The organism is Marinobacter sp. 3-2 (genome assembly GCF_003751355.1).
Classification (GTDB): Bacteria; Pseudomonadota; Gammaproteobacteria; order Pseudomonadales; family Oleiphilaceae; genus Marinobacter; species Marinobacter adhaerens.
Map to the genome: position 1 here is coordinate 227,641 of NZ_RJUQ01000015.1, position 15,290 is coordinate 242,930.

Genomic DNA, 15,290 nt, shown 5'->3' on the forward strand with positions numbered 1-15,290 from the left:
GAGAATAAAACAAGCTGGAGAGTGTCGAGTTATTTGACAGGGCCGTAGAGGATATCGCAACGGGAACAGGATCTGCAGATAAGTTGAATCTCAAACGACTGTTTTGTCGGCATTTAATTCAACTGGCCCTGTATTTGCTCTACGAAAAGCGGCGGGAGTGCCTTCAGGCAACCCCGCTTGATATGCCGAGCTTTGCCGATGCCCTCAACCGCATCGGCTTTTTTTTACGTCAAACGCCAAATCCAGCATTTCAGATTCTGAACAGTCATAAAAAAACCTCCGGCGAACCGGAGGTTTTCAAGACGAACCTTAAGTCACGCGCGTCGGCGAGCAACCCCCAAACCAAGCAATCCCAGGCCAATCAAGGCAAGGGTTCCCGGCTCCGGCACAGCGGCTACATTCGCCTTCAGCTCAGAAGTCTTCCAGTAGAAATCGTTCGTCCATCCAGACAGGGCGGTGACAGTAACTTCCAGCAAACCTGTGGTATTCAGGCTGCCAACACCACCCGCGCCAACAGTCAGCCAGCGGAAGTCATAGCCAAACAAGTGAGTGCCGTCTACCTCGTATACACCGCTTACGCCATCACCAGAAACTTTAGCCCAGTCACTCCACCAGTCTCCAGCGAACACGCCGTCAGAGAAGCCGAGTTTCAATTCAGCAGAAATAACGGAATAGTCTGCAGGTACCCCACTATCAGTCAGGTCATGGGTAATCGTTTTGGATTCACCATTCTTCAGATAGACACCGGGGTTGTTTTGGTCGGTAATAATCAACGCTGACGCAGAGGAAGCCATTCCCAATGCCAGGGCTGCAGCAAAGATTTTCGCCAGTATTTTCATTGCGCGCACTCTCCATAGTTTCATATTGAATTTTGCTATTCCTAGCAATTAAAACGCAGCACAAAAAATACCAAAAACTGAGTTTCCCGCGAAAACAAGCACCTGAAAGAACATCAACCCTCTTCAATTTAAATACTGTAAAAAGGATCGACGTTGCGAGGGAACCTTCGCCGACCGAAGTCCTCTATGACTTCAGAACACTCTTTCGCAGATTTAGAAATCTGATCACTTGCTCAGCTGTTTCATGGCCGACTCAAGGCCCTCGACGGTCAGCGGATACATGTGGTCGTTGACGAGCTGTTTGGTCATTCCCAACGAACCTCCGTTACCCCAGTAACTCTCCGGAAGCGGGTTGATCCAGACAACCTTGCGGAAGTGCTCATTGATGCGTTGAAACCAGGTAGCGCCCGCTTCCTCGTTCCAGTGCTCAATTGAACCACCGGGATGGGAAATCTCGTAAGGCGCCATGGTCGCATCGCCGACAAAGATCACTTTGTAGTCGGGCGTGTACTTGTGAAGAATGTCCCAGGTGCTGGTGGTTTCATTCATCCGCCGGATATTGTTTTTCCAGACACTTTCATAGACGAAATTGTGGAAATAGAAATATTCCATGTGCTTGAATTCGAGCCGTGCGGCCGAAAACAGCTCCTCACAGACACGAACGTGGGGGTCCATGGAGCCGCCCACATCGAAGAAGATCAGCACTTTCACAGCGTTATGCCGTTCGGGCACCATCTTCAGATCCAGATAACCGGCATTGCGGGCAGTGGAACGAATCGTGTCGTCCATATCCAGCTGGTCTGCCGCACCCTGGCGGGCGAACTTACGTAACCGACGCAGCGCCACCTTGATGTTCCGTATGCCCAGAGTCACGCTGTCGTCCAGATCCTTGAACTCGCGTTTTTCCCAGACTTTAACGGCCCTGCCGTGGCGGCCATTCTTCTGGCCAATACGGAAGCCTTCGGGGTTATAGCCGTTCGCCCCGAATGGTGAAGTGCCGCCGGTTCCGATCCATTTGTTGCCACCGGCGTGGCGCTCTTCCTGCTCTTCCATTCGCTTCTTGAAGGTTTCGATAAGCTCCTCAAGACCTCCCAGAGAATCAATCTTGGCCTTCTCTTCCTCAGACAAGTGCTTCTCGAACTCGGCCCTCAACCAGTCGTCCGGAATCAGGGCTTCCAGCAGGTCGTCGAGGTTCTCGATACCTTCAAAGTAAGCCTGAAAGGCGCGGTCAAACTTGTCGAAGTGGCGCTCGTCCTTAACCAGGCAGAGGCGAGCGAGGTAGTAGAACTCTTCCATATCCGCAAAGGCGAGCCTCTTCTGCAGGGCTTCCAGAAGATCCAGGAATTCCCTCAAACTGGCAGGCACCTTCGCGCGCCGAACTTCAAGAAAAAAATCAATCAACATAAAACGTGACTCTTGCCAGTGTTCTTGCCGAGAATCAGCTGCGACGACGGGCCATAAACGCGAGCTTCTGCAACAGGTGAACATCCTGCTCGTTCTTCACCAGAGCACCATAAAGAGGCGGCAGCGCCGAACTGGAATCCTTCTCCTGCAACATTTTCGCCGACAGCTCATCAGCCATCAGCAGTTTCAGCCAGTCAATCAGCTCCGAGGTGGACGGCTTCTTCTTGAGGCCCGGGACCTTGCGCACATCGAAGAAAACTTCCAGAGCATCGCGAACGATTTCCTGCTGCAAGTCCGGGAAATGCACGTCCACGATATTCTGCATGGTGTCGTGGTCCGGGAAGCTGATGTAGTGGAAGAAGCACCGGCGCAGGAAGGCATCCGGCAGTTCTTTTTCGTTGTTACTGGTGATCACCACGATCGGGCGTTTCTTTGCCTTAACCAACTTCTGAGTCTCATAGACAAAGAACTCCATACGGTCGAGTTCCAGCAAGAGGTCGTTAGGGAATTCGATATCCGCTTTGTCGATTTCATCAATCAGCAACACAACCTGCTCATCAGCCTCAAAGGCCTCCCAAAGCTTGCCCTTTACGATGTAGTTGCTGATGTCCTTGACCTTTTCATCACCCAACTGGGAGTCCCGCAGACGGGAAACCGCATCGTACTCGTACAGGCCCTGCTGGGCCTTGGTGGTGGACTTGATGTGCCAGGGAATCAGTCTCATCCCGAGGGCGGCGGCCATTTCCTCGGCCAGCAGGGTTTTCCCGGTGCCCGGCTCGCCCTTGATCAACAGCGGGCGCTGAAGCGCAATCGCTGCGTTGACGGCCATTTGCAGGTCATCGGTGGCTACGTACTTCTCGGTACCGGTAAACTTCATGGTCTGGTTCCTGTTGGTTACTTTTTCTGGTCTTTCTGATCCGGTTTTTTCTTCGAGTCGTCTTCGGGCAATCCGGACTCGTCCTGATCATAATCGGGTAAATCGTCGAATTCGGACAGATCGAAATCTTCAAGCCCGAACTCCTCCTCATCATCATCTTCAGGCCCATCAGCGTCGGACGGATCGGCAATATCCTCCAGCTCCGGGATATCCTCATCCAACTCGCCAGGCTCTTCCTCCACCGGGGTATCCGCTACCGGGATGTCCTCTTCCAGTTCGTCGGTCGGTTCAATCTCTGGTTCCGTAAGCGCTTCATCTTCCGACTTCAGAGCGGCCTCATGTTCATCAATGACGGCCTCCAGCTCAGACATATCCTCCTCAGATGCTTCCTCGGTTACCTCAGGGATTTCCTCGGCTTCGACATCCTCTTCCGGCTCTGAGACTGCCTCCGGCTCGGGTTCTGGTTCGGGTTCTGGTTCGGGTTCGGTCTCTTCCTGCAGATCCTCAAGTGTTTCGCGCTCTGATGCTGCTTTCTCTTGCGCCTGCTGATCCTGTTTACGCTTACGGATGGCAAACCAGACCAGACCGCCAATGAAGAGAAGCCCACCGCCGGCTGCGCCGACCATCCACAAAGGCACGGCAAAAGCAGGTTCCGCGTCTTCCGGCTCCTCAGGGGCCGGTTCAGGCTCCTGGACCGCTGGCGTCTCTGGCTCCTCCACCTCGCTTACGTCGATGGGCGATGTAATCGCCGGTTCCTGCCCGGATTGCTCCGGCTGAGACACCGGCGGCTCTGGTTCAGACTGCTCAGGGGCGAGTGCCGGTTCTGTCACCTCCGGCTCCGGCGATTCAGCCGGCTGATCAGCGGGCTCAGCCCCTTCAGGCATCGTAAACCCGACGGTGGCGCTGAACTTGCGGCTGAAGGTCTGGCCATCGGCCACCACGTCAAAGGTGTAGAGGCCCGCGGCTGGCAAACGACTGACCGTATCCCGGTAGGTGCCGTCTTCCGGCGGCTGCTCTCCCGACAATACCTTGGTTCCACTTCTGCCATCCTCGGAGGTGATACTGAGGCTGACCTCAATCACACCCAGAAAATCGGGATTAGTGATTTTCTCCCCTTCTTCGAAAAAGCCGACCCGGAGCTTGAGGGGCTCCTGCAATGTGAATGATGGAGGCAGAGGATTGACCACCATCCTCAGATCGCTAACGACCGTAACCCGGCTGCCCTCTCCGAGTTCGCCATTAATGCGCCACTGCCCTGCCAACGGCTCATTGACCGTAATAAGATCATAACCGGCTTCCCTGGCCCACCGGACGTTGTCGGGAAACTCCGAAAGATTAACGACCCGATCGTCCGGGCGCACGAGGGCAAGCTCCCGGGTGGCAGAGGTTTCAGACTCGCCCCAGAAAATCAGGGCGGTAAACTCACGAACGCCCTCGTCCACAGTAAAGCCATTGCCCTCAATGGGAATCTGCTCCTGTGGGACCGCGGTATTCAATGCCTGAAGAAATGCCAGGTTCAGCGCTTCTGCTGTATCCGCCACCTGGAAACGACCGCCGGAGTCTGTCGCCAACGCTTTCAGAAAGTCGGTATCGGCGGCCTCAGAGAGAGCTACGGGGTGAAAGGTAGCGCCCCTTTCGATGAGATCAGCGACAATCGTATCCAGAATACGAGTTTCCTCTGCGGTATTCTTTGCAGGATCGTCGGAGATATCGACCTTGCCGTCGGTCAGCAGTATGAAGTGGGTCCGGCTCAGATCGCCGTCTGTGAAATAATCATCGCTGGCTGTCTCAATAGCCGCGCCAAGGTTTGTTCTGAGTGCGACCGAGTTAATCTGAGCTGAGCGCTGAATGGCCATTTCCCGCCATGCGTTGGTCACCTCACGGTGCGGCACCAGCATGTTGACATATTGCCCGAAGGTCCAGACACCCGCGGAGGCCCCCTCTGGCAACAGCCGGGCCAGCAGACGCACGGCGGGCTGTCGCAGGTTGTCCGGATCGGTGTCTTTCATGGAGCCCGAGATGTCGACTATGATCCGGACGTCCGACTGCTCCGGCAGTTGAACATCGTCGCTCTCCTGGGCATTCAGCCCGGCTGGCAGACTGAGCACGAAGCAAATTGCAACCAGCCCAAACCATCTCGATGTCATCTCTCTCAAGGCATCCATCCTTATCTTTTTTTCTTTTTCGCGCTATTTACGAACAAGACGGTAGCGAACCAGATCCAACACCCAGACCAGCAGCATGACCAAGCCGGCGAGCCCCAGGTTAAACATGGCCCGACCTGAAGCGTCGGCGTCGCCAAGAATCATTTCATAGCCGCCGAACAGCCAGGCCGGAATCCACCAACCGGCCAGATCGGGTGATTCAACCGGCGTGAGCAGCAAGGCCACCAGGGCGGCGAGAATCAGGGTCCGCACTCCATAAAAAGGTAGAAAACGGATCAGGCTCTTCATCATGTAAAAGAACACGACAAAGGCTATAGCGTAGGCGGCCCAGAAAATCCCATAGGCCATTTGTGCATCGGTATCAATCATTACAGGATCCAGTGAATGATATGTTCTTCCCAGTCTTCTTCCGGCACGCGGTCTTCTGAAATCACCTTGTGACGGATCGAAACGCCTGCTTCGTGTACCGAATCCGGATCCCCGCTTCGCAAGGGATGCCAATCGGCCAGCGGCCGGTCTTCAGCCAGGGTGCGGTAAGCGCAGGTGTACGGCAACCAATGGTAGTCGTTGACGGTACCGGGTGTCAGTACCGTGCAACCCGGCACCTTCTGAAGCCGCTCTTCGTAAACGGAGCACTGGCAGGTTTCTTCGTTCATATAACGACACACCAGATCGGTGTGGTAGACCTCGCCGGTGTCTTCGTCTTCCAATTTGTTCAGGCAGCACTTTCCGCAACCGTCGCAAAGAGACTCCCATTCTTCAGGCGTCATCTCATGCAGGCGCTTGCGTTGCCAGAACGGCACCTGGGCAATCATGAATTGCGCTGATCCAGTTTGCGCTTGAAGTCCACCGAGTAACCTTCCTGCTCTTCCGGCATTTGCAGAAAAAAGTCTTTCTCGCCAATGGCTTTCAAAACCTGATTTCCGGTAGTTCTCGCAAGCTTGCGGTCGGGCGTCAGGACCAGATCCATGGAATGAACCGGCTGACCGAAAATACCCCGGAGGCTCTCGGGAAGCTCCTCCCACTTCTGTCCGCGCCGAACAAAAAGGTAGGTATCCTTCTTTTTGCTGCTCCGGAAAACAGAGACAAATTCCCGCTCTTTCATGACTTCAGTAATTCCTCGATATCAGCGCGAACCGGAGCAAGAATCTGCGCCCGCCAGCCCTGGAAAAAATCGTGTTGCGCGAGGTCCGGTTGCTGTACAACCTTTTCCAAACGCTTTCTCGGCGCCAACAATTCCATTGGAATATCAGCATCTTCAGCCGCACTCCTGAAAAGACGCTTTAACTGTTTAAAGAATCCCTGCTGATCCCGGGATAACGGTGGCGCAATCCTCTCAAGGGACGAATTATCCGCGGTCGATCCCCGGCTAACAAGTTCAATCAGGGTATCGCCGTACCGACGGACTGCGCCGGATGGCACTCCCTGAATGCTGGAAAGTTCCTTCACGGACGCCGGCAGCCTTTCCGCGATGGCAATCAACAGTGCATCTGCCAGCACACGGTTTCTTGGCCGGTCCCGCCGCTGGCACTCCCGCTCACGCCAGCGCACCAGTTCCTTGAGAACACCCTGTTGCTGAGCCGAGAGGGTCCATCCGGCCCGCAGTTTCAGGTAATGGTTGTCGGGATCCTCCTGCCCTGCCAGTTCATTGGCAAAGCGCGCCGATTCCTCAACCAGAGCCACTTCCAGACCGCGATCGCGAAGTAATGCACTGACCCACTGGTACATCGGCTCCAGAAAACGGATATCGTCAATCGCGTAGCGTTGCTGAGCATCGCTCAGCGGTCTCGCCAGCCAGTCAGAGCGAGTGGCGGACTTATCCAGAGTCTCACCGAACAGGGTTTCCACCAGCCTCGCGTAACCCAGGGAGAACCCTGCTCCGGCCATTGCGGCCCCGATTTGAAGATCAATGACACCGGCAGGTTGAAGACTCAACCACTGGCGAAAAAGTTCCAGATCTTCGCTCATGGCGTAAAGAAGCTTTGGAGTGTCCGGGTCCGCCAGGACTTCCCGAAACCGTCCGGACTGCTCGGCAACGGAAGGGTCCACCAGGCAAAACTCGCCGTCGAGGCCCAACTGAACCAACCCCGGTATCGGGTAAAATGTGTTTACCCGCTCAAATTCGGTGTCCAGCGCTAGGGGCTTGCCCGGTGCCCGATCCAGCCATTTGTCCAGTGCTTGCGGTTCCCGGATCCAGTCAATCCTGGTCGGAGCCGGGGGAACGTCAACTGCCACAGCGGCCTGGGCGGAAATATCCATAAACGTGCCTGGTAGGTTTATTCGGTCAGATTCAATCGGACAGTGGTTTGCGACCGCGGAATGCGTGAGTCAGGGTAAAGCCATCGACGTAACCGAGCTCTCCACCCACCGGTATGCCATGGGCCAGACGGGTTATCAGGATGCCCTGGCCATCAAGGCGATCGGCGATGTAGTGAGCCGTAGCCTCACCTTCCACCGTCGGGTTGGTCGCCAGGATCAGTTCAGTCACACCTTCGTCGCGGATCCGCCTCAGCAGGCGCTCAATGCCGATTTCTTCCGGTCCCACGCCATCAATGGGTGACAGGTGCCCCATCAAAACGAAATAGCTGCCGCGATAGTCACCCGCCTGCTCAATGGCCAGCAGATCCGACGGACTTTCCACCACACAAAGGGTACCGGTGCGCCGCTGGGGATTTTCACAGATGCCGCAGATCTCGGTGTCGGCAAAGTTCTGGCAGCTTTCACAGCGCCGAACACCACTCATAGCCTGGCTGAGCGCATCCGAGAGACGGGTGCCTCCGGAACGGCCACGTTCAAGCAGGTGAAAAGCCATACGCTGGGCGGTCTTCTGACCGACACCAGGCAGGCAACGAAGGGATTCTACAAGCTCATCAACCAGGGGGCTGAACGCCATGAAAGGTCCTCGAACGGCTGCAGGATGGAATTCAGAACGGCATCTTGAAACCGGGCGGCAGGCCCATGCCGGACATCATACCGGACATTTTCTCTTTCTGGTTTTCCTCGACGCGCCGCACGGCATCGTTCACCGCAGCGGCCAGAAGGTCTTCCAGAATATCTTTTTCCTCAGTCATCAGGGACGAGTCTATGTCCACTTTACGAACGTCGTGACGGCCGTTCATGGTGACTTTGACCAGGCCGGCTCCGGCTTCGCCAGTCACTTCGGCCTTGGCGATTTCTTCCTGAGCCTTCTGCATCTCTTCCTGCATTTTCTGGGCTTTTTTCATCATGTCGCCCATATTATTCATCATAGCTTATCTCCTGCTTGTCTCTGCCGGCCGGATACTGTCTTCCACTACCCGCGCCTCGAATCGTTCAACAATAGACTTTACGACCGGATCCCTGTGAATGGACGCCTCTGCGGCTTCCTGGCGCGCCTTTCTCTGGCGTTCCTCATAAGCCGCAGGGGTGTCTGGCCCGGGATTGCCCTGCTCTGTACGTAACTGAATGGAGTCGCCAAAGCGGTTTCTCAAGGCAGCCAGAATCTTTTCCTCGTGCCTGCTGTTCAACAGCCGGGCGTGCCCCTCATCAATGGTCAGCGTAATCACATCGCCATCGCGGGACATGGCGCCGTGACTGGCAAGATTACCGGGCATGCCCACAATGCCAAGACTCCGGAAATCACGGTGCCAGACGAATTCGCCCTCAGGCTCAGGCGCCTGCTCAACTGCAGGTTCCATCGCTGGATCGGGCTCCACAAACGCGGGTTCCGGAGCCGGGGCCGCCTGCTCAACTGGCTCCGCGCTAACTGCAGGTGCTGGCTCTTCGGTAACAGGAGCTTCGTCGTTTAAAGGATAGCTTTCTTCATACTCTCCAGCCGCCTCGGCCTGGGCATCCAGACTGGCTAGCCAGGATGCATCCTCATCCGCAACGGGTGGAGCGGCCGGCATCTCGGGTTCAGGCTCAGGCGTGGATTCGGGTTCCGGCTCCGGCTGTCCAGGGAGTTCGCTGGCCTCTTGAGCCGGCTCTGCGGCCACTTCCGTTACCGGCTCAGAAATTTGCGGCTGCGGTTCCGGCTGTTTTTGCTCTACCTGTGGGGTCGGCGCCGGGTCGGGCTCATCCCGTGGCTCGGAAGCGGCAGACTGACCACCGGAGCTTATGGCCGGCGGCTCTCGCCGGTCAGCCCCGGGGCGGAAGGCAAGCATCCGGAGCAGGGTCATTTCGAACCCCATCCGGGCATCCGGTGTGATGGTGAGGTCTTTCCTCCCGATCAGTGCAGACTGGTAAAAAAGCTGGGCATCCTCGGCACTGAGCTTGCGAGCCAGAGCCTGAACCTGCTCGGCATCACCGAGGGCGTTATCGGCACTGCCCGGAACCACCTGTTCCATGGTCACCCGGTGAAAGAGCGATAGCAGATCGGCGAGGATCACACTGTAATCCGGTGCAAAGTCCGAAATCCGGCTGATTTCCGCCAGCAAGGCCGGGCCGTCGCCTTCAACGAGTGCATTCACAATGCGTTCAATATCCCGCTGATCAATCGTCCCCAGCATATTACTGACATCACTGGCGGACAGCTTCTGGTTGCCAAAGGCGATAGCCTGATCGGTGAGGCTCAAGGCATCGCGCATACTGCCGTCCGCAGCCCGGGCCAGGAGCCACAGGGCCGGTTCCTCAAATGGAATTTCCTCGGCACCCAGTACATGACGCAGATGGCCTGCGATGTGCTCCGGCGTCATGCGTTTGAGATTAAACTGCAGGCACCGGGAGAGCACTGTGACCGGCAGTTTCTGGGGATCGGTCGTTGCCAGCAGGAACTTGACGTGTTCCGGCGGTTCTTCAAGGGTCTTCAGGAAAGCGTTGAACGATTGGTTCGTCAGCATGTGCACCTCGTCAATGAGGTACACCTTGTAGCGGCCACGCGTGGGCGCATACTGGACGTTATCCGTCAGTTCACGCATATCATCAACGCCGGTCCGGGACGCGGCGTCGATTTCAATCAGATCCACAAACCGGCCTTCCTGAATCTCCTGGCAGCTCGAGCATTCACCACAGGGGTTCGGGGTTACGCCGGTTTCGCAGTTGAGGCAGCGTGCAAGCAGACGCCCAATGGTGGTCTTGCCTACCCCACGGGTCCCCGTGAACAGATAAGCATGATGAAGACGCTGGCTTTCCAGGGCGTGAATTAACGCCTGGAGCACGTGTTCCTGGCCCACCATATCCTCGAAAGTGCGTGGGCGCCATTTACGGGCAAGTACCTGGTAGCTCATGTTCCGCCAACTGCAGTGAAAAACGGGTTTAACCTTAGCACGGACAAAGAGCCAGAAGAAGCAGACTTGATTCCGGAAGCGCGCTCACAAGTTCATGGCTATCAAGGATAATCAGAAGAAAAAGCAGGAGAGGAGAGAAAACTGGGGGTGACTCCATCAGCGACACCCCGGCACACAATTCCACCGCTGCGGCTGCTCCCTTCCGGGCCTGACCGGGTTCACGGTTTCATGTTGCGGAGGCACCAATGGAGCCACCATAACGGCGTTCCGGGACAATTCCCCGAAAGCGGCGCGCATATTAGCAAAAGGGTTTGCACACTACAATGACAAATCGGCACGCCCGTCAGCATCATCCTTGTAAAGGCAGCGGCACTTCATCCTGGCGGAACCAGCAGGCCAGACTGTAGCGAGTGCGGTTTGCCGATAACACCTCGTGAGGAATTTCCTCGCTCATGAACAAGGCCATTCGTCCTGCCTCGGGCAACACGGTTCCGCACACTTCCTGATCGTTGTCCCGGTTGAAAACCTGAAGCGCGCCACCGTCGGCTGCCTGCCAATCTTCATTCAGATAAAGCACCAGACTCACCACCCGGGATGCCCTGCCCTTAAAGCTGTCCAGATGCTGTTTATAGAAATCACCTGAATGGTACGTAGCATAATGAGTCTCGAATCGCTTCAGCCCGAGAAACAGCCTTTGATTCAGACCCTGGCGAATGGACTCGAAAAACTCGAACAGCGCGGCCTGAGGAGCTGTAATGCCTTGCAGCCAGGCAATCTTGTCGCGCCGCACCGACCGGTCTCGCACCAGATCACTCCCGCGCCCGATGCCAGCTTTTTTCATGGCATCGGTACGATCCAGAATCTGCACTTCCTGTTTCAGCGCCGCCAACAGGTTGGCGCCCAGCCGCGACCTCACATCCAGCGACATCCAGCCGTGCTCGCTCAGCCCTGAAGCCAGTTCATCCAGCCAGCCCTCAGACACCGGCTCCTGTTGCTCCGGCGTGAGATCCATCGACTGGACATCACTGCCCGCCACCGCATCCTGGGCGCTGTGCAAAGGTGTGATAAGGGGATCATGGATCGGAATGATTACCGGCGTTTCCATCGGCAGGCCTCGTACTGAATTTGAGCGTATTTTAGGCGCAATTGTCGCCGCAGCGGCAGTTTTAATTTACTCTCTGTGTAGGCAAATACACTTAACCGGTTTCACTCAGTAGCTAACCATGTCAGAAAGCAGTAACAGGCCACCGCTCTCACTTTCGCCGGGCCAGTGGTCCTTCACGCGCTGGAAAACAATCGGGCAACTGGAAGCTCTCGAGGTCCACCATCCTTTATTCCAGGCCACCGTGTTTATTCAGGGCGCTCACCTGGCAAGCTTCAAACCTCAGGATGAATCTGACTGGCTCTGGATGAGCCCAGCGGCCCGGTACGAACCCGGTCGAGCCATCCGCGGCGGCATCCCCGTGTGCTGGCCCTGGTTTGGCGATCCGGCCCGCAACGCGCCGGAAGTGCGGAAACGCATCCAGACCGACCAAGCCCACGGGTTTGCCCGTACCGCGCTCTGGAAACTGGAAGATGTCCGGGAGAACGCCCACGAAGTGGAAATCAGCCTGTCCCTGGATGCCAATGAAGATTTCAGTGATGTCTGGATCGGGCATGCGCTCGCCCTGCTCACCTTCAGCTTCTCCATCCGCGGATGCCAACTGGCTTTGACGACCACGAACCTGGGGAACGATCCGCTGGCCTTTACCCAGGCGCTCCATACTCATTTGCCGACCAGCGACATAACCCGGACTCGTGTGCTGGGTCTCGGAAACAGCCAGTACATCGACACCCTGGATAACTGGGAATACCGCAACCAGGAAGGCCCTGTGTATTTCGACGGCGAAACGGACCGCATCTACGAGAGCGGCGAAACCCTGACGATCGTGACACCCCGAACTGGCCGCAAGCTCTCGGCCGTAGGAAGTGACTCAACTGTGGTCTGGAACCCCGGTCCGGCCAAGGCGGCCAAGCTATCGGATTTTCCCGATACGGCCTGGCAGTCCATGCTGTGCGTCGAAACCGCCAATGCAGCCAGCGATTATCGGGTGCTTAATAACGGGCAAAGCCACACATTAGGCGTATTCATTGGAAGGAAATCATGAGCCTGGCATCGTTTCTGAAATCCCGACTCGTTCCCGCGGAACTGGATCAACATATCAACCGCATCCGCAAACCCATCGGGAGCCTGGGCTACGACCCATGGGGCTATAACAACGAAGCCATGAAGTACGGGCTTTCGCTCACCAAACAGATTTACGAAAAGTACTTCCGGGTACAGGCGCACGGGGTGGAAAACATTCCCGCCGAGGGGCCGGTCCTCATTATTGCCAATCACAGTGGCCAGCTTCCTATCGACGGCTTGCTGATTGGCTATGCCCTTGCCTCCCGGGAAAAAGATGCCCGCATTCCAAGGGCCATGATTGAACGCTTTTTTCCAACCGTGCCCTGGCTGGGCAATTTGCTGAATGAAGTTGGCGCTGTACTTGGAGACCCGGTCAACTGCGCCAAGATGCTCGCGAATAACGAAGCCGTGATTGTTTTCCCCGAGGGCATTCGAGGTTCGGGCAAGCTTTACCACGACCGCTACCAGCTCAAACGGTTTGGCAACGGCTTCATGCACCTGGCCATGAAGTACAAGGCGCCGATCGTGCCCGTTGGCGTGGTGGGTTGCGAGGAAACCATCCCGGCCATCGCCAACATAAAGCCCCTGGCAAAAGCCCTGGGCATTCCCTATGCCCCGGTCGCCATGCCCGTGGTACTGCCGGCAAAAGTTCACCTGAACTTCGGAGCCCCGATGTACTTCGACGACCTTGAAATTCCCGAAGAACAGGTCACAGAACGCGTAGAGAAGGTCAAGGCGGAAATCAGCCGGCTGATCGACAAGGGACTGAGCGAAAGGAAAAGGCTTTTCTGATGAGCGAACAACGCAGACCGCACATTCTGATCACCGGTGCCGCCGGCGCCCTCGCCCAGAAAGTTATCGAACAGCTTCGGGATACCTGCGACCTGGTCGCCGTGGATTTCCGCGAACAGGTCTACCTGGGCGAAGACATCCCCAGCTACTGCATCGATTTCAACAAGAGGGTGTTCGAGGATCTGTTCCGGCGCTATGAGTTTGATGGCGTGATCCACATGGGCCGGATTATGTCCAGCCAGCTCACCCGCATGCGGCGCTACAACGCCAACGTGCTCGGCACCCAGAAGCTTCTGGACCTGAGCCACAAGTACGGCATCAAACGAGTGGTCGTGCTTTCAACGTTCCATGTCTACGGAGCGGTGGCCTACAACCCAGCACTTATCGACGAAGCGGCACCGCTCAAGAGCGCAGGGCTCAGCGCCGACCTGATTGACTCCGTGGAACTGGAGAACCTGGCCAACATCTATCTGTGGCGCTACCCGGAACTGAACATCACCATTCTGCGACCCTGCAATATCGTCGGGCCGGGCGTGCGCAACACCATCAGCACCCTGCTAGGCAGCGAACGGGCTCCGGTGCTGGCGGGCTTTTCGCCCATGATGCAGTTTATCCATATCGATGACATGGCCGACGCCATTGTGCTGGCGTATAAAAAGCCGACACGTGGCGTGTTCAACGTCGCGCCGCAGGACTGGGTGGCTTACCAGCACGCACTAAAGCTATGTGGTTGCAAGCGAATCCAGGTGCCTTCCATTCCGCCGATGGTTCCGAAGATGATACTCGGCACCTTGAAACTGAAGAGCTTTCCGTCCTATCTGATGGCGTTCTTCAAGTATCCGGTGGTGATTGATGGGCGGGCGTTTGTTAATGAGTTCGGATTTGAGCCGAAGCGGCCGCTAAAGGAGATTTTCCGGTTTTATCGGGAGAACAAGAGGCCGGTTTAGCAATTCCGAACAGCTCATCGCGCCGGCCTGTCGATTGTGTCATGTTTCTTTACACCCCAAATTAGCGACCCCAAAAAATCAATTATTAAACAGACAGTTGAAAACATGGAATGCTCCATGCATGTCATCTTCCCGACATTACATTACAAGTTTAGGAAGGGAAGACCATGTTTAAAATTAAGAGTTTGGGAGCTGCGATTGGCCTCGCCACGCTGATACTTTCTCCCGTAGCGTCGGCCAACCTTCTGACGAACGGAAGTTTTGAGGATTCGCCCGAGTTGACACAGGCAGGCGGAGGCTGGGGCTTTTTCAACCCTACACTGGTTAGCGGTTGGGGTAGTGAGGATAACAACATTGAAATCTGGAACTCAGGTTTCAATGGCGTCGATGCGGCGGATGGTAAACAGTTTGCTGAGCTCAACGCCCATCCTGAAACCGGCATTGCGTTCACCCTGTTCCAGGATATCGTTACCACAATTGGCGAAAGCTACAACCTGAGCTTTGCGTACAGGGCCAGAAACGGTCAGGAATCCTTCAACGTATCTGCCGCCGACCTTGATACCCAAATCCAGAACACCAGCACCAGCGAGTGGACAATCTATTCAGGCATGTTCACAGCGCAAGAAGAACTCACCAGATTGATGTTCACATCTGTCGACCCGGAAACTGAAACTCTTGGTAACTTCATCGACAACGTTTCAGTTGTTGCCAAAGTACCTGAACCGGGAACACTGGCGCTGCTCGGACTCGGACTGGCGGGATTGGGTCTCTCCCGCAGACGCCGAAGCTGATCACTCTGGCTTCCACGAAAAGGCCAGCGGTTAAATGCCGCTGGCCTTTCCATGTCAGGCTTATATAGACTTATAAACACAGCTATTCTCTGCTGACGGTTTTC

The 15,290-nt window shown here is 56.0% G+C and carries 15 protein-coding genes, 1 other RNA gene and 1 pseudogene; 4 read left to right on the forward strand and 13 right to left on the reverse strand.

What is annotated here, in order from left to right:
- Nucleotides 1-314: 314 nt before the first annotated feature.
- The 13 genes and pseudogenes from EDB94_RS21025 to EDB94_RS15270 form a co-directional block, all read right to left on the reverse strand.
- Nucleotides 315-407 (reverse strand): annotated as a pseudogene (locus EDB94_RS21025) (PEP-CTERM sorting domain-containing protein); the annotation flags it as partial.
- A 657-nt stretch (nucleotides 408-1,064) separates the two neighbouring features.
- A complete protein-coding gene (locus tag EDB94_RS15215) occupies nucleotides 1,065-2,243 on the reverse strand; it encodes a VWA domain-containing protein (protein ID WP_062784114.1) in 1,179 nt (392 codons plus the stop codon).
- Nucleotides 2,244-2,277: 34 nt separating this feature from the next.
- Nucleotides 2,278-3,120 (reverse strand): MoxR family ATPase, encoded by an 843-nt coding sequence (locus EDB94_RS15220; protein WP_014577232.1) that lies wholly within the window; start codon nucleotides 3,118-3,120, stop codon nucleotides 2,278-2,280.
- 17 nt (nucleotides 3,121-3,137) lie between these two features.
- Entirely contained in the window at nucleotides 3,138-5,267 is a 2,130-nt protein-coding gene (locus tag EDB94_RS15225) for a vWA domain-containing protein (protein WP_260312607.1), read from the reverse strand.
- 42 nt (nucleotides 5,268-5,309) lie between these two features.
- Nucleotides 5,310-5,654, reverse strand: coding sequence for a hypothetical protein (locus EDB94_RS15230; protein WP_014577235.1), 345 nt, complete (start codon nucleotides 5,652-5,654; stop codon nucleotides 5,310-5,312).
- Complete coding sequence (locus EDB94_RS15235) at nucleotides 5,654-6,100, reverse strand: YcgN family cysteine cluster protein (protein WP_008171840.1); 447 nt, start codon at nucleotides 6,098-6,100, stop codon at nucleotides 5,654-5,656. The genes EDB94_RS15230 and EDB94_RS15235 overlap by 1 nt, the downstream gene beginning before the upstream one ends.
- Entirely contained in the window at nucleotides 6,097-6,390 is a 294-nt protein-coding gene (locus tag EDB94_RS15240; protein ID WP_108018681.1) for a YcgL domain-containing protein, read from the reverse strand. Before EDB94_RS15240 ends, EDB94_RS15235 begins: the two co-directional genes overlap by 4 nt.
- Nucleotides 6,387-7,544: an HRDC domain-containing protein gene (locus EDB94_RS15245; RefSeq protein WP_108018682.1), complete on the reverse strand. Its 1,158-nt coding sequence runs from the start codon at nucleotides 7,542-7,544 to the stop codon at nucleotides 6,387-6,389. Before EDB94_RS15245 ends, EDB94_RS15240 begins: the two co-directional genes overlap by 4 nt.
- A 31-nt stretch (nucleotides 7,545-7,575) precedes the next feature.
- The gene (gene recR / locus EDB94_RS15250) at nucleotides 7,576-8,178 is read right to left on the reverse strand and encodes a recombination mediator RecR (RefSeq protein ID WP_108018683.1); all 603 of its coding nucleotides are present in this window, start codon (nucleotides 8,176-8,178) and stop codon (nucleotides 7,576-7,578) included.
- A 31-nt stretch (nucleotides 8,179-8,209) separates the two neighbouring features.
- The gene (locus EDB94_RS15255) at nucleotides 8,210-8,533 is read right to left on the reverse strand and encodes a YbaB/EbfC family nucleoid-associated protein (protein WP_008171847.1); all 324 of its coding nucleotides are present in this window, start codon (nucleotides 8,531-8,533) and stop codon (nucleotides 8,210-8,212) included.
- Between the two features lie 3 nt (nucleotides 8,534-8,536).
- Nucleotides 8,537-10,489, reverse strand: coding sequence for a DNA polymerase III subunit gamma/tau (gene dnaX / locus EDB94_RS15260; protein ID WP_108018684.1), 1,953 nt, complete (start codon nucleotides 10,487-10,489; stop codon nucleotides 8,537-8,539).
- A 151-nt stretch (nucleotides 10,490-10,640) separates the two neighbouring features.
- Nucleotides 10,641-10,737, reverse strand: an RNA gene (gene ffs, locus EDB94_RS15265) — signal recognition particle sRNA small type.
- A gap of 101 nt (nucleotides 10,738-10,838) precedes the next feature.
- Nucleotides 10,839-11,594: a 2OG-Fe(II) oxygenase gene (locus EDB94_RS15270; protein WP_108018685.1), complete on the reverse strand. Its 756-nt coding sequence runs from the start codon at nucleotides 11,592-11,594 to the stop codon at nucleotides 10,839-10,841.
- Nucleotides 11,595-11,712: 118 nt separating this feature from the next.
- Here EDB94_RS15270 and EDB94_RS15275 point away from each other — a divergent pair, with 118 nt between their 5' ends.
- The 4 genes from EDB94_RS15275 to EDB94_RS15290 all read left to right on the forward strand — a co-directional run bounded on the left by EDB94_RS15275 (nucleotide 11,713) and on the right by EDB94_RS15290 (nucleotide 15,186).
- Nucleotides 11,713-12,636, forward strand: coding sequence for a D-hexose-6-phosphate mutarotase (locus tag EDB94_RS15275; RefSeq protein WP_108018686.1), 924 nt, complete (start codon nucleotides 11,713-11,715; stop codon nucleotides 12,634-12,636).
- Nucleotides 12,633-13,448 (forward strand): lysophospholipid acyltransferase family protein, encoded by an 816-nt coding sequence (locus EDB94_RS15280; RefSeq protein ID WP_014577242.1) that lies wholly within the window; start codon nucleotides 12,633-12,635, stop codon nucleotides 13,446-13,448. Before EDB94_RS15275 ends, EDB94_RS15280 begins: the two co-directional genes overlap by 4 nt.
- Nucleotides 13,448-14,395: an SDR family oxidoreductase gene (locus EDB94_RS15285; protein WP_108018687.1), complete on the forward strand. Its 948-nt coding sequence runs from the start codon at nucleotides 13,448-13,450 to the stop codon at nucleotides 14,393-14,395. The genes EDB94_RS15280 and EDB94_RS15285 overlap by 1 nt, the downstream gene beginning before the upstream one ends.
- A 167-nt stretch (nucleotides 14,396-14,562) precedes the next feature.
- On the forward strand, nucleotides 14,563-15,186 hold the full coding sequence (locus tag EDB94_RS15290) for a DUF642 domain-containing protein (RefSeq protein ID WP_108018688.1): 624 nt from the start codon (nucleotides 14,563-14,565) through the stop codon (nucleotides 15,184-15,186).
- The last annotated feature ends 104 nt before the right edge of the window (nucleotides 15,187-15,290 follow it).

Coding starts and splice junctions, on each gene's coding strand:
- EDB94_RS15215 (WP_062784114.1), bottom strand. CDS start 2,243: ATGTTGATTGATTTTTTTCTTGAAGTTCGGCGCGCGAAGGTGCCTGCC.
- EDB94_RS15220 (WP_014577232.1), bottom strand. CDS start 3,120: ATGAAGTTTACCGGTACCGAGAAGTACGTAGCCACCGATGACCTGCAA.
- EDB94_RS15225 (WP_260312607.1), bottom strand. CDS start 5,267: ATGACATCGAGATGGTTTGGGCTGGTTGCAATTTGCTTCGTGCTCAGT.
- EDB94_RS15230 (WP_014577235.1), bottom strand. CDS start 5,654: ATGATTGATACCGATGCACAAATGGCCTATGGGATTTTCTGGGCCGCC.
- EDB94_RS15235 (WP_008171840.1), bottom strand. CDS start 6,100: ATGATTGCCCAGGTGCCGTTCTGGCAACGCAAGCGCCTGCATGAGATG.
- EDB94_RS15240 (WP_108018681.1), bottom strand. CDS start 6,390: ATGAAAGAGCGGGAATTTGTCTCTGTTTTCCGGAGCAGCAAAAAGAAG.
- EDB94_RS15245 (WP_108018682.1), bottom strand. CDS start 7,544: ATGGATATTTCCGCCCAGGCCGCTGTGGCAGTTGACGTTCCCCCGGCT.
- recR (WP_108018683.1), bottom strand. CDS start 8,178: ATGGCGTTCAGCCCCCTGGTTGATGAGCTTGTAGAATCCCTTCGTTGC.
- EDB94_RS15255 (WP_008171847.1), bottom strand. CDS start 8,533: ATGATGAATAATATGGGCGACATGATGAAAAAAGCCCAGAAAATGCAG.
- dnaX (WP_108018684.1), bottom strand. CDS start 10,489: ATGAGCTACCAGGTACTTGCCCGTAAATGGCGCCCACGCACTTTCGAG.
- EDB94_RS15270 (WP_108018685.1), bottom strand. CDS start 11,594: ATGGAAACGCCGGTAATCATTCCGATCCATGATCCCCTTATCACACCT.
- EDB94_RS15275 (WP_108018686.1), top strand. CDS start 11,713: ATGTCAGAAAGCAGTAACAGGCCACCGCTCTCACTTTCGCCGGGCCAG.
- EDB94_RS15280 (WP_014577242.1), top strand. CDS start 12,633: ATGAGCCTGGCATCGTTTCTGAAATCCCGACTCGTTCCCGCGGAACTG.
- EDB94_RS15285 (WP_108018687.1), top strand. CDS start 13,448: ATGAGCGAACAACGCAGACCGCACATTCTGATCACCGGTGCCGCCGGC.
- EDB94_RS15290 (WP_108018688.1), top strand. CDS start 14,563: ATGTTTAAAATTAAGAGTTTGGGAGCTGCGATTGGCCTCGCCACGCTG.